Source organism: Pseudomonas brassicacearum (genome assembly GCF_000585995.1).
In the GTDB taxonomy this organism is placed as follows: Bacteria; Pseudomonadota; Gammaproteobacteria; order Pseudomonadales; family Pseudomonadaceae; genus Aquipseudomonas; species Aquipseudomonas brassicacearum_A.
Genome location: NZ_CP007410.1, coordinates 5318859 through 5332290 on the forward strand (window position 1 = coordinate 5318859; position 13432 = coordinate 5332290).

General features: G+C 61.2%; 9 protein-coding genes. 4 read left to right on the plus strand and 5 right to left on the minus strand.

All coding sequences use genetic code 11. The features are described 5' to 3' along the window. Positions 1–101: 101 nt before the first annotated feature. Complete coding sequence (locus CD58_RS22815) at positions 102–2210, minus strand: hypothetical protein (protein WP_235195281.1); 2109 nt, start codon at positions 2208–2210, stop codon at positions 102–104. A 1249-nt stretch (positions 2211–3459) separates the two neighbouring features. Here CD58_RS22815 and CD58_RS22820 point away from each other — a divergent pair. Next, the gene (locus tag CD58_RS22820; RefSeq protein ID WP_419178811.1) at positions 3460–3732 is read left to right on the plus strand and encodes a DUF6124 family protein; all 273 of its coding nucleotides are present in this window, start codon (positions 3460–3462) and stop codon (positions 3730–3732) included. Positions 3733–3901: 169 nt separating this feature from the next. Here the strand turns inward: CD58_RS22820 and CD58_RS22825 are convergent, their stop codons facing one another. After that, positions 3902–4261, minus strand: a complete 360-nt coding sequence (locus CD58_RS22825) for a PilZ domain-containing protein (RefSeq protein ID WP_025215262.1) — start codon at positions 4259–4261, stop codon at positions 3902–3904. Between the two features lie 293 nt (positions 4262–4554). Beyond that, positions 4555–4929: a tetratricopeptide repeat protein gene (locus CD58_RS22830; RefSeq protein ID WP_025215263.1), complete on the minus strand. Its 375-nt coding sequence runs from the start codon at positions 4927–4929 to the stop codon at positions 4555–4557. A 365-nt stretch (positions 4930–5294) separates the two neighbouring features. Here CD58_RS22830 and pyk point away from each other — a divergent pair, with 365 nt between their 5' ends. Next, positions 5295–6746 (plus strand): pyruvate kinase, encoded by a 1452-nt coding sequence (gene pyk, locus CD58_RS22835; protein WP_025215264.1) that lies wholly within the window; start codon positions 5295–5297, stop codon positions 6744–6746. A gap of 1269 nt (positions 6747–8015) precedes the next feature. Here the strand turns inward: pyk and CD58_RS22840 are convergent. Together CD58_RS22840 and CD58_RS22845 are read right to left on the minus strand one after the other, a co-directional pair. Further along, positions 8016–8963, minus strand: coding sequence for an iron-sulfur-binding ferredoxin reductase (locus CD58_RS22840; RefSeq protein WP_025215265.1), 948 nt, complete (start codon positions 8961–8963; stop codon positions 8016–8018). Then, on the minus strand, positions 8956–10062 hold the full coding sequence (locus tag CD58_RS22845; RefSeq protein WP_025215266.1) for a sensor domain-containing diguanylate cyclase: 1107 nt from the start codon (positions 10060–10062) through the stop codon (positions 8956–8958). Before CD58_RS22845 ends, CD58_RS22840 begins: the two co-directional genes overlap by 8 nt. 462 nt (positions 10063–10524) lie before the next feature. Here CD58_RS22845 and CD58_RS22850 point away from each other — a divergent pair, with 462 nt between their 5' ends. Together CD58_RS22850 and CD58_RS31995 are read left to right on the plus strand one after the other, a co-directional pair. Continuing rightward, positions 10525–12048, plus strand: a complete 1524-nt coding sequence (locus CD58_RS22850; RefSeq protein WP_025215267.1) for a fumarate hydratase — start codon at positions 10525–10527, stop codon at positions 12046–12048. A 239-nt stretch (positions 12049–12287) separates the two neighbouring features. Continuing rightward, on the plus strand, positions 12288–13409 hold the full coding sequence (locus CD58_RS31995; protein ID WP_419178812.1) for a SpvB/TcaC N-terminal domain-containing protein: 1122 nt from the start codon (positions 12288–12290) through the stop codon (positions 13407–13409). Positions 13410–13432: the final 23 nt, after the last annotated feature.

Genomic DNA, 13432 nt, shown 5'->3' on the forward strand with positions numbered 1-13432 from the left:
CGATGCCTGAGCAAGCGCCCGGGCCTTGCCATTGGTCAAAGAGATTTGGCGCCAGCAGTCGCAGGCCGTCTACTGTCAGAACTGACAGTACTCATGACCATTCATCGGGCGTCGACAGTGAGCCCGGCGGGCGGTGACAGCATTTCGAAGCGCTCGCTCTCGACCCAATCGGAAGTCGTTGCACCGTCCACAGCATCCGTGATGCTTTGCCTGAACCGGCACCAGTTGCGGCCATCGGGCAGCGCTTGCGGCGCTACGCCCTGCCAGCGGCCGCTTGCGACGCTCAGGTCCGGCGCCCACACCCGATCCGGGTTGAACCAGCTCACCACATGACCGATCCCCGCCCGGCCCTGCCCTTCGAACCTCACCGGGTTACCGACCCAGCGCCCCGCCGCTGGCACCTCAATGGACGGCTGGTACGTGCCCAACACCACCGCTCGTGCCGGTGAGTCGGCGGAATCGAAACCCTCGCTCGACGCCACGGCCATCAGGCCAAAAGCACCGCCAGGCTGATCGAAGGTGACCGTCAGCGACCAGGTTCGATCCTCCAGCACCGGGCTGCTGCCCAGCACCGTTCGCCCGGCGTCGCCCAGCTTCACCGTCACGCTGTCCCCCGGTACGCCGAAACCGGACACCACGACGCGCCGGCCGATGTGTTCGTCCGCGGCCGGGGTTTCAATGAACGGGGCGGCGGGGACCACGTCGTAGGTCAGCCATGGGCTTTCTTTAGAGACTTGATCCTCAAAACGTTGCACGGCGCGGATCGTGGTTTCGCCAACCGGCAAGGTCACCTTGGCTTTCCAATGACCATCGCTGTCGATAAAAACATCCTTGAGCAACGGTTCGCTTGCACCCTGAAGCCAGACATCAACCAACCCGCCCCGCATGCCCCTGCCGGACAACTCCGAAGTACGCGGCAGGCTGCCGCCGGGCTGCGGCTCGTCGAATTCGGGGGGCAGCAGCACCACCTCAAAAGCCAGATGTTCACTGTATTCGGAGGGTCGCCCTTCGAGGGTCTGTTGCGCGTCAATGGTGTACCGACGAAACGCCAGATCGGCGAGTTCGATGAACCATTCGCCGTCGGCGGTCAACAACTTGGCCTGGCCCAACGGCCTGTCGAATTGAGCATCGCGCAATTGCATCGTCGCCCCGGCCATGCCGTCCCGTCCGCGGATGGTCACGTTGCGGCCGACCTCGTCATTCGGCTCGGGATAGGTGAGGACCGGTTTACGCATAGGTAAGGCGACCACGAACGTTTTGATCGCAGGGAGTGACGTTTGCTGCGCGGCGAACTGGGTAAGGCTTGCAGTGTGGGTGATTTCAGGCGCAAACGGCTCGTCGCGGCGGAAGCTCCAGGAGCCGTTGTGGTTATCAACAATGTGTTCGATGGCACTGTCGCTGAACGTAAGCTTCAACTCGGCCTCCGGCCAGCACGTTCCGCTGAGGTTTGGCGAAAGACCGTTCTCGACCGGCGGGTTCATGACCGGCGCCACGGGTGGGATGGTGACCTCGATTTCAATCGCATCCGGCGAGGCCTGCTCGTCCCAGAATTGCAGCACTTTCACCCTGCGCTTGAACGTCGGGCCCCACTCCGCGAGCGCCCTGGTACTCCACTCTCCGCTGGCCACACGGGCGTCGGGGGCAATCTTCGAATCGTCGACAGCGTCAAAGAGCCTCACCGTGGCACCGTTCAAACCTTTGCCCGAGAAGGTGGGTTGGTAAACGTCTGTATAGGTGACATCGCTCGGGCCTGGGAGCTTGAGGTCGACGTTAAAGGTGTAGGGCTGCGATTCGATCCAGCCACCGGCATTGTCGGAGACTTTCTGTATTGCACTCAGGTTGTATAGGCCAAACGGCCAGTTCGTCACCGTGGTTTCCCACCTGCCACCGTTCACGGGCGCAGCGGGCGGTGTCCCTCCACCAGGCCCGTTGACCACAGATATCTGTACGGTTGCGCCGGTATAGCCGCTGCCTTCGAACTTCACCGAAGTTGCGGTCGGGGTTGTCACGGTGACGGCGGTCAGCCTGGGGGGGCGGACTCTGAACGCTTGGGGTAAACCGGGCCCCGACGGAACGTTCTGATAGTTTTGTTCAGCGACCAGAGAAACCGTTCCGGCTTCCGACACCTGCACCGAGGCACTCCAAGTACCGTTCGCGCCTACAGTACCTTGCCCCACCACCGTGTCGGCACGATCGAGTCTCACTTTCACGCTAGCGCCTTGCTTCCCGCCTGTTCCATATACGGTGAAACGCATATCCTGATCAGCGGTAGGTGCGGTGATAGTCAGCAGGCCTATTACTTCGAAAGTTAAATAATTTGTGTGACTCAGGACGGGACTGCTCGCAACCTTATATTCAGCCCGCACGGTATGGACTTTACCGGGCAGTATCAAAGTTGATGTAGCCTCCCACGTTGTCGCTGGCCCTACGGCAATCACTGAGGCCAGTTCAGTTGTACCGTCGAGCACCCTGATGCGCATCCCCGGGTCAGTTGGAAGTTCACCCGGAAAGCATATACCCCTAAAAACAACCTGAGTGGGCCCCACTAATTCGCTCGGTTGGGGTTTTGTGAGCGTAGTCGGGCGCCTGACGACGGTCTTCGTCGGCGAAAGTCCGTTTGTTTTTTGGGCAGCGTAATACGTTAGATCTGCTTCATCTCGCATAGTGGCTGTCGCAGTCCAAGTACCGTCATCATTGATATCGCGACTTATACCCAGGTTATTGTCGGCGTTTTTGACATCCACAATGTAGATTGTATTACTCCCAGGTCTAGCCCCGTACCCGGAAACAAGAAATGTTGACTCAGGGATATAACCTGATGGGGATAAGATTCTAAGCGTACTAGAGGGCGTGTCTTCTGCGTTTTCGCCTGACTCGTCTTCTTCGATATCGTCATCGGTGTACATGGCCTACTCCGGTAGTTTCCGCTTAACAAGGCTGGCGATATGACGGGGTATTCCGTGGCCTCATTGAATATTCATCTCGCGACGTTAAACACCTGTTAGTTCTAACAGTGCCGACGAGTGGCGGGGCCCGACGCAAGGAAACATCAGGTGCCTACACCGCCTTGCGTAACGGACTACAGATCCGCCAGAATCCGCCGGCTTGTGCGCCTTGGCCTCGCCCCGTAACTTGATTCGCGTCGCTGATATCCAGCGATCGGGTTTAGTCGCCCGGTGGTAAGAACGGTGTGCACAAGCGTCATCCAGTCGGGTCCCTATCCCCGCACTTGATGGTGGCTGTTCGCAGGGCGCCCTCGGGCGCGCCGGGCTTCGTTTTTCCACCGGTCGACTAACCTGCGTCCAGCCGCCACCCCTCGTTTAGTCGCGAACCGGGTGGCAGCGTCAGTCATGGAAAAACGAATATGATCAAGCCAACCCCCAATCCACCCCACACCGACCCGCTCTCCCCCACGAAACCCTCGCCCCCGAAAAGCTCGACCAAGCCGCCCAACGAGCCTTGGACTACTACCTCAAGCCCAACAACGGCCAGCCCGACCAGAAGACTGCGAAACAACTGGACTACTTCATCGTCGCCCCCGACGCCGATCCCGAAGGCATGCTCGCGCACACTTACGAAACCTTCTGCTCGGTGAGCACGCTGATTCTGGATTTGTCCGAAGACCTGGAAGGCGCCCCGCGCAACCTGGCCCTGGCGATTCACCAGATGGGCGAGATGGGGGTGTTGTTGCTGGAGCGGTTGCTGGATAACGAGGCGAAGGTTCAGCGCTGAAGGTCGAACGACCTATAGACATACAGGGTGTATGAAGAACTTGTGGGAGCGGGCTTGCTCGCGAAGGCGGCGGCACATTCAGCATTGATGCAAGCTGAACCGCCGCTTTCGCGAGCAAGCCCGCTCCCACAGTTGGATTGAGGTATACCCGCGAGAGTCAGGCCAGCTATCAAGCCGATTCCGGCAACGGATAAAAACTGAAATATTGCTGCAACGCACTGATCAGTTGCCCGTACTCCGGCGGCGCCCATTTCAAGCTGAAACCGGCATCGAAATGCATCGGCGTCACGTCTTCACGGCACCACAGGCAATTGGCTGTCAGCTTGATGTTTTGCTGCGGTCCCTCATCGGAAGGGATTTTCAAATGCAGTTCAAAGTCCGCCCCCACCATCAAGGGCAAATGGCTGATCAGCATCAGGCCACTTTCAGAGACGTTACCCAAAAAACCGATGGGCCTGTCATTGACGCCGTTGAACACACGCAAAAAACACGGCAACTGGTGCCGCTCGATTCGCCTTTTTTTGTACATGTCTTGTATCGCTTTTTCAACGACCCCGAACAGGGGTAAACGAATACTTCGGAACGAACCCAAGCCAGGCCGCTCTCCCCGATCTCGGTGCCAGACACTTCAGGTGCTTGGCTAAGACTTTCTGCCGGTCACAGGTGCTTCTCAACATTAGAGATCTAACTCTAATACGACTTGTACAAATATAGCTGAAGGTTTGGCAACAGCCAGTCCGGTCACCCACCTTTCATCTACCCCAACGGTACAAGAAGGAGGTGGCCAGGGATTGCCCCTGGCCGTGGATCTGACGAGCGGTATCAGGACGCTGTAGGGCGCACTGCCGAGGCGCTGCGGGTGGGGTAATGACCCAGGCTCTGCAAGGTTTCGAGGCGGGCGCGGGCACGGAACGCGTATTCGCTGTTAGGGTATTGGGTGATGATGAACTGGTAGGTTTGCGCCGCATCGATGAACAGCTTCTGCCGCTCCAGGCACTGGCCACGCAGCATCGAGACTTCCGGCTGCATGTAGCGGCGGGCACGGCTGGCGCGGTCGACTTGCGACAACTCGAGCATCACTTGCTCGCAATTACCGCGGTCATAGGCCTTGTAGGCCAGGTTCATGTGGTGGTTCATCGACCAACGGGTGCAGCCCGTGACGCTCAGGGCCAGGGCAACAAAAAGCACGAATCGCATGGGAGGTTCTCCTGTCTTGAGCTCTGTATCGACCTGGCTGGAAAAATCTTCAGCCTGAAAACAGTACGGCGGCAAGCACCTATCCCCGTGGCGAGGGAGCTTGCTCCCGCTGGGCTGCGCAGCAGCCCTGAAACCTGGCCCCTCGGTGTATCAGGCAGCCCGGGTTCAACTTGTTTGGGGTCGCTTCGCAACCCAACGGGAGCAAGCTCCCTCGCCACAAGAGCCTGTGCCAGGTTTTAAAGAGGCGCAAAAATTTTCAAGAATGTTCATTTCGAAAAACAAACGAAAAAGTAGTGCATATGAACAATGACTACACCCAAAGAGCATAGTAGCCTTCGCTGGCGCTTGAACTTGAGGAGTCTTGCATGTCCGTCCGTCGCACCAAAATCGTCGCTACCCTTGGCCCGGCCAGTAATTCGCCGGAAGTTCTCGAACAGCTGATTCTGGCTGGCCTGGACGTTGCCCGCCTGAACTTTTCCCACGGCACCCCCGAAGAGCACAAGGCGCGTGCCAAGCTGGTACGCGACCTCGCGGCCAAGCACGGCCGTTTCGTTGCCCTGCTGGGTGACCTGCAAGGCCCGAAGATCCGTATCGCCAAATTCGCCAACAAGCGTATCGAGCTGAAGATCGGTGACAAATTCACCTTCTCCACCAGCCATCCGCTGACCGAAGGCAACCAGCAAGTAGTGGGTATCGACTACCCGGACCTGGTCAAGGACTGCGGCGTGGGCGACGAGCTGCTGCTCGACGACGGCCGCGTGGTGATGCGCGTCGATACCGCCACCGCCACCGAACTGAACTGCACCGTGACCATCGGCGGCCCGCTGTCGGACCACAAAGGCATCAACCGTCGCGGCGGTGGCCTGACGGCGCCGGCCCTGACTGAAAAAGACAAGGCCGACATCAAGCTGGCTGCGGAGATGGAAGTCGACTACCTCGCGGTGTCCTTCCCCCGTGACGCCGCCGACATGGAATACGCCCGTCAACTGCGCGACGAAGCCGGCGGTACTGCCTGGCTGGTGGCCAAGATCGAACGCGCCGAAGCCGTGGCCGACGACGAAACCCTCGATGGCCTGATCAAGGCCTCCGACGCCGTGATGGTGGCCCGTGGCGACCTGGGCGTGGAAATCGGCGACGCCGAACTGGTGGGTATCCAGAAGAAGATCATCCTGCACGCACGCCGCCACAACAAAGCGGTGATCGTCGCGACCCAGATGATGGAGTCGATGATCCAGAACCCGATGCCGACCCGCGCCGAAGTGTCCGACGTAGCCAACGCCGTGCTCGACTACACCGACGCGGTGATGCTCTCGGCCGAGAGCGCCGCCGGTCTCTATCCGCTCGAAGCCGTGCAAGCCATGGCGCGTATCTGCATCGGCGCGGAAAAACACCCGACCAGCAAGACCTCCAGCCACCGCATCGGCAAGACCTTCGAGCGTTGCGACGAGAGCATCGCCCTGGCGACGATGTACACCGCCAACCACTTCCCGGGCGTAAAGGCGATCATCGCCCTGACCGAAAGTGGCTACACGCCGCTGATCATGTCGCGCATCCGCTCCTCGGTGCCGATCTACGCGTTCTCCCCGCACCGTGGAACCCAGGCCCGCGCCGCCATGTTCCGTGGCGTCTACACCGTGCCGTTCGACCCGGCAGCCCTGCAACCGGGCGAAGTCAGCCAGGCGGCGGTGGATGAACTGGTCAAGCGTGGCGTGGTGCAGACCGGTGATTGGGTCATCCTCACCAAGGGCGACAGCTATCACACCATCGGTGGCACCAACGGGATGAAAATCCTGCACGTTGGCGACCCGATGGTCTGAGTGACCGACCGCTGAAAAACAAAAGCCCTGCCATGTGAATGGCGGGGCTTTTTGGTTTCTGCCTGAGGATATGCCGGGCCTGGACTGACGCCATCGCGAGCAAGCTCGCTCCCACAGGGTTTGGCGGTGGTCACAAAATCGGAGCCCCCCATCCAATGTGGGAGCGGGCTTGCTCGCGAAAGCGGTGGGTCAGCTGGCAATGATGTTGAATGTGCCGCCGTCTTCGCGAGCAAGCCCGCCCCCACACTGAGTCGATGCTGATCTGAAACTCATCAGCCACCCCAAATCCCCTGTGGGAGCGGGCTTGCTCGCGAAAGCGGTGGGTCAGCTGGCAATGATGTTGAATGTGCCGCCGTCTTCGCGAGCAAGCCCGCTCCCACACTGAGTCGGTGCTGATCTGAAACTCATCAGCCAACCCAAATCCCCTGTGGGAGCGAGCTTGCTCGCGATAGCGGTGGGTCAGCTAGCAATAATGTTGAATGTGCCGCCGTCTTCGCGAGCAAGCCCGCTCCCACACTGAGTCGATGCTGATCTGAAACTCATCAGCCACCCCAAATCCCCTGTGGGAGCGGGCTTGCTCGCGAAAGCGGTGGGTCAGCTGGCAATGATGTTGAATATGCCGCCGTCTTCGCGAGCAAGCCCGCTCCCACACTGAGTCGATGCTGATCTGAAACTCATCAGCCAACCCAAATCCCCTGTGGGAGCGAGCTTGCTCGCGATAGCGGTGGGTCAGCTGGCAATGATGTTGAATGTGCCGCCGTCTTCGCGAGCAAGCCCGCTCCCACACTGAGTCGATGCTGATCTGAAACTCATCAGCCAACCCAAATCCCCTGTGGGAGCGGGCTTGCTCGCGAAAGCGGTGGGTCAGCTGGCAATGATGTTGAATGTGCCGCCGTCTTCGCGAGCAAGCCCGCTCCCACACTGAGTCAATGCTGATCTGAAACTCATCAGCCACCCCAAATCCCCTGTGGGAGCGGGCTTGCTCGCGATAGCGGTGGGTCAGCTGGCAATGATGTTGAATGTGCCGCCGTCTTCGCGAGCAAGCCCGCTCCCACACTGAGTCGATGCTGATCTGAAACTCATCAGCCAACCCAAATCCCCTGTGGGAGCGGGCTTGCTCGCGAAAGCGGTGGGTCAGCTGGCAATGATGTTGAATATGCCGCCGTCTTCGCGAGCAAGCCCGCTCCCACACTGAGTCGGTGCTGATCTGAAACTCATCAGCCAACCCAAATCCCCTGTGGGAGCGGGCTTGCTCGCGAAAGCGGTGGGTCAGCTTGCACTGCTCTCGCGGGTGAGGAAAACATCAGCCAGCAGTTGATTACGTGGTAGTCCGGCGAGGTACAGGCGCTTGGCAAAGGCCTCGACCCGGTCGGGATGGCCGCAGGCCAGCGCTTGGGTTTGTCGCGAAACCAGCCGTAGCTGCGCCAGCATTTGGGGCGCCTCGGCCGTGGTCAGCAGCTCAACGGTGAGGTGTTGATGCTTGGCGGCCAGCGCCGCCAACGGTTTGGCCAGGTAATGCCCGGTCTCATGATGGGCCACGTGAATGAGCCGAATCGCGCCTTGGTGTTGCTGGCGCAGGGCTTCGCGCAGGAGGCCGAACAGCGGCGCCAGGCCGGTGCCGGCGGCCAGCAACCACAGCGGCTTGTCGTGCCAGTCGGGGTTGTAATGCAGGGCTCCGCCGCGCAGTTCGCCAAGACGGATCGGGTCGCCGACCTTCATGCGCCTGGCGGCAGTGATGAACTGGCCGGGCTCGCGGCAATCGAGGTGAAATTCCAGAAAACGGTCTTCGTCGGGCAGGCTCGCCAGGGAATACGGCCGCGCCACGTCGCCGGCCCACAGCACCAGATGTTGCCCGGCCTGGTAACGCAACGCCCGCTCAGGGATGACGCGCAAACGCAGGACATCAGGGCCCAGCCAATCCACCGCGGCCACCTGGGCGGCCTGGCCGTCCCGCTGCGGGTCGAAGGTGTGGATCTGCACGTCCTCGACCACCTGGCACTGGCATGCCAGTCGCCAGCCTTGGGCGCGTTGCGCCGGGCTCAGGGCGTCGGGCCGGCCGTCGCGCACATCGCCGCCCACACATTGCACCAGGCACGCATGGCAACTGCCGGCGCGACAACTGTAGGGCACCGGCACACCGGACTGATTCAACGCGTCCAGCAGGTTACTGCCCGCCTCCACCGTCCAGTGCCGGCCGGCGACTGTCAGCTCAGGCATCGACGTTCTCCCAGGCGGCGGCACAACGATTGCGACCGTCTCGCTTGGCCCGGTACAACGCCTGGTCGGCACGCTGCAAGGCGTTGTCCAGGTCGTCCCCGATCTCCAGCAAGGTCAAACCGGCCGACAGGCTGAGGGGGCCGACCTCAAGGCCGATCAGCTCGACTTCGGTAAACGCCAACCGCAAGCGCTCGCAGCAGGCCGTCAGGCGCGAAGGGTCGCAAGCGGGCAGCAGCATGACGAATTCTTCGCCCCCGTAACGGGCCAACACGTCGCCCTCGCGCAGGCAGGCCGTGGCAACGGCGGCAAACGCCTGGAGCACCTGATCCCCAGCGGCGTGGCCGTGCAGGTCGTTGATGCGCTTGAAATGGTCGAGGTCGATCAAGGCCAGGCCATGGGCGACGCCCGGCCTGAGGGTGTTGAGTTCACGGGACGCCAGGCGCAGGAAATGCCGGCGATTGAACAGGCCGGTCAATTCGTCTGTGGCCACCAGGTCTTCGAGCTGGCGCATCATGCCGCGCAAGGTGTCCTGGTGCGCCTGCAGGGCAAACCGTCGCTGGCGCATGCGTTGGCGGGAGGTCTGGACGTAGCGGGCATAAAACACCAGCCACACCAACACAATGAACAACACGCACACTTGCAAACCGGCCAGTGTGGGGTCGGGCAGTCGAAAGAAGTAGCCGTCCCACAAGGTAATGCCGGTGAAGCTGATGAACACCAGCGTCGCACAGCGCAAAAAGGCCCGGCGGGACAGGTGAAACAGCCCGAACAGCAGGATCAACACATAGAACACCAGGAACACGCCCCGGGCCTGGTCCAGGTGCGCCATCATCCAGGTCTGCCAGCCAAGACCGATCAACACTTGTATTTCCGTGAGGCTGGGGTCGGCGAACCGCAGGTTGCGGTCGGTGATGAACAGCGCGAACAGCCCAGCCTGGCACAGCACCACCAACACGCTGCCGATGATCACATCGCGCAACGAATCGAGGTAATGACCACTGAAAAATGCCAGCCACAACAACACCAATGCCAGCGCGTAAGTCGCGGCTGCCAAGGCGAAGCGTTTCAGCAAAAGACGTTGGATGGCGTTATGGGTCAATCGTTGACTCACCATGGGAAAGGAAACTGACAGGAGGCGTCCTACGCTACAGGCCAGACGCCACTTTAGTGGCGTGTAGGGCAAATGACCATTCAATTCTGGAGCAGAAAAATGGCGTCAAAGCAATGGCCCAAATTGACGCATTTGTTTGAGGCTACAGATGTCCCTGTGGCGAGGGAGCTTGCTCCCGCTCGGTTGCGTAGCGACCGCAAAATCCTGGGGCCGCTACGCAGCCCAGCGGGAGCAAGCTCCCTCGCCACAGGTTCCACGTTCACCTCGCCTTTGCGTTGTGATCGCGAGCAAGCTCGCTCCCACAGGGTGCCTGCCTGCGATATACTGCCGCGCCTTTTTAGCGTCGCGCCAGCATGCCCGGCGTGCCTTAAGAGGTGCCGTCCGTCGACCGATGCACCCAAACGGCTGGCACCTTATTGAATGTTCCCGTCTTAGAGAGGAGCGCGACTCATGACCGTGATCAAGCAAGACGACCTGATTCAGAGCGTTGCCGACGCCCTGCAGTTCATTTCCTATTACCACCCCGTGGATTTCATCCAGGCGATGCACGAGGCCTACCTGCGCGAAGAATCGCCGGCGGCCCGTGACTCCATGGCGCAGATCCTGATCAACTCGCGCATGTGCGCCACCGGCCATCGGCCGATCTGCCAGGACACCGGCATCGTGACCGTGTTCGTGCGCGTGGGCATGGACGTGCGTTGGGATGGCGCGACCATGGGCCTGGACGACATGATCAACGAGGGCGTGCGTCGCGCCTACAACCTGCCGGAAAACGTCCTGCGCGCATCCATCCTCGCCGACCCGGCAGGCGCGCGTAAAAACACCAAGGACAACACCCCGGCGGTCATCCACTACTCCATCGTCCCGGGTAACACCGTGGAAGTGGACGTGGCGGCCAAGGGCGGCGGTTCCGAGAACAAGTCGAAGATGGCCATGCTCAACCCGTCCGATTCCATCGTCGACTGGGTGCTCAAGACCGTTCCGACCATGGGCGCCGGCTGGTGCCCGCCGGGCATGCTCGGTATTGGCATCGGCGGCACCGCCGAAAAAGCCGCGGTCATGGCCAAGGAAGTGTTGATGGAATCCATCGACATCCACGAGCTCAAGGCCCGCGGCCCGCAGAACCGTATCGAAGAGATGCGCCTGGAACTGTTCGAGAAGGTCAACCAACTGGGCATCGGCGCCCAGGGCCTGGGTGGCCTGACCACCGTGCTCGACGTGAAGATCATGGACTACCCGACCCACGCCGCCTCCCTGCCGGTGTGCATGATCCCCAACTGCGCCGCCACCCGTCACGCCCACTTCGTGCTCGACGGCAGCGGCCCGGCGTCGCTGGAAGCGCCACCGCTGGACGCCTACCCGGAAATCGTCTGGGAAGCCGGCCCATCGGCTCGTCGTGTGAACCTCGACACCCTGACCCCGGAAGACGTGCAGAGCTGGAAACCGGGCGAAACCGTGCTGCTCAACGGCAAGATGCTCACCGGTCGCGACGCAGCGCACAAGCGCATGGTGGAAATGCTGAACAAGGGTGAAACCTTGCCGGTGGACCTCAAGGGTCGCTTCATCTACTACGTCGGCCCGGTCGATCCGGTGGGCGACGAAGTGGTGGGCCCGGCCGGCCCGACCACGGCCACGCGGATGGACAAGTTCACCCGCCAGATCCTCGAGCAGACCGGCCTGTTGGGCATGATCGGCAAATCCGAGCGCGGCCCGACCGCCATCGAAGCGATCAAGGACAACAAGGCGGTCTACCTGATGGCCGTCGGCGGTGCTGCTTACCTGGTGGCCCAGGCGATCAAGAAATCCAAGGTCTTGGCCTTCGCCGAGCTGGGGATGGAAGCGATCTACGAGTTCGAGGTCAAGGACATGCCAGTGACCGTTGCGGTCGATAGCAAAGGCGAATCGGTGCACATCACCGGCCCAGCCATCTGGCAGAAGAAGATCAGCGACAGCCTGGCGGTCGAAGTGCAGTAACACGTACATCGCCCCCTCAGAAGGCCGACGGGTGACTCACCCGTCGGCCTTTTTTCATGCCCGTCGGGTCGCCATGCAGCGAATTCCATCCGGGGCAACGGTCTGCCTGACCGGGCATCTACCACTTATCGGCCTGCTTGCGCACCTGTCGGATCTGACAGGTTACCCGTCGGCCATCTCTTGGCATTCTCATGTTTTGCCGGGTATTGGCCCTGGCGATGCCGAACGAGACGATCCCGATGGCAGAGCAGACGCCCCTCCAGATTGTGCCCCCCACCATCACCAACAGTGCATCCATTGCCACGATCGGCAACCGGATCGGTCCTGTTGGCACGCGAGGGGCCGCTTCTTTCGAGTTGCCATTGCCCTTGTCCGGCGCCCGCCACCTGACGCCCGCGCTGGCGCTGCTCTATAACAGCCAGAGTGGCAACGGCACCTTCGGAATAGGCATGCGGCTGTCCGTCGCCAGCATCGCTCGCCGAAGCAGTGAAGGCGTACCCCACTACGCCGACGACGATGTGATGATCGACGCCGACGGCGTCGAGCGTTGGCCCGAACTCGTGGACCCGCCGATCATTCGTACCCAGGCAGGCCCAGGCGGTGCCACCTGTTCGGTGGTGCGCTATTACCCCAGGGTCGAAAGCGCCTTCGATGTCTACGAACTCTGGACGCCCACGGACGGCCGCGCGTCGTTCTGGCGTGTCCAAGGCAGCAATGGCCACCTGTATTGCTATGGCAACAGCGAAGCCTCGCGTATCGCCGAACCCAAGCGCGAAGCCAGCCCCGAGGCCACCCCGATACGCATCGCCGAATGGCTGCTGCTGGAAGAAGTCAGCCCCTGTGGCGAGCACATCTACTACGAATACGCAGCCGATCCCGGCCCGTTCGACGGCCCTCACGACTATCGCGCCCAGCGCTACCTGCGCCGGGTGCGCTACGGCAACGCCACGGCCAGTGAAACCTTTTACTGTTTCGAAGACGTAGACCCGGCAAACCGGGACTGGCATTTTCACCTGCTGTTCGACTACGGCCAGCGCACCCTCGACCTTGCGCAAAAACCTTCCTGGCTGGCCGACGAAGAGGCGCCATGGCCTCTGCGCGACGACCCGATCCACACTTACCGGTATGGGTTCGAAGTCGGCACGCGGCGCTTGTGTCATCAGGTCCTGATGTTCCATCACTTTCCCATCGACGCCGGTACCGAGCCTGCCCTGGTACAACGACTGCTGCTGGAATACACCCCGACGGCACTGGGCTACAGCTTGCTGACCGCCGCCCATTACCAGGCCTGGGACGCCGAGGATCGGGTCGAATACCGCCCCCCGTGGAACTGCAGTACAGCGCTTTCGAGCTCAACCTAACTCCCGAAACCTTCTTTGAGCTC

Coding starts and splice junctions, on each gene's coding strand:
- CD58_RS22825 (WP_025215262.1), bottom strand. CDS start 4,261: ATGTACAAAAAAAGGCGAATCGAGCGGCACCAGTTGCCGTGTTTTTTG.
- CD58_RS22830 (WP_025215263.1), bottom strand. CDS start 4,929: ATGCGATTCGTGCTTTTTGTTGCCCTGGCCCTGAGCGTCACGGGCTGC.
- pyk (WP_025215264.1), top strand. CDS start 5,295: ATGTCCGTCCGTCGCACCAAAATCGTCGCTACCCTTGGCCCGGCCAGT.
- CD58_RS22840 (WP_025215265.1), bottom strand. CDS start 8,963: ATGCCTGAGCTGACAGTCGCCGGCCGGCACTGGACGGTGGAGGCGGGC.
- CD58_RS22850 (WP_025215267.1), top strand. CDS start 10,525: ATGACCGTGATCAAGCAAGACGACCTGATTCAGAGCGTTGCCGACGCC.
- CD58_RS31995 (WP_419178812.1), top strand. CDS start 12,288: ATGGCAGAGCAGACGCCCCTCCAGATTGTGCCCCCCACCATCACCAAC.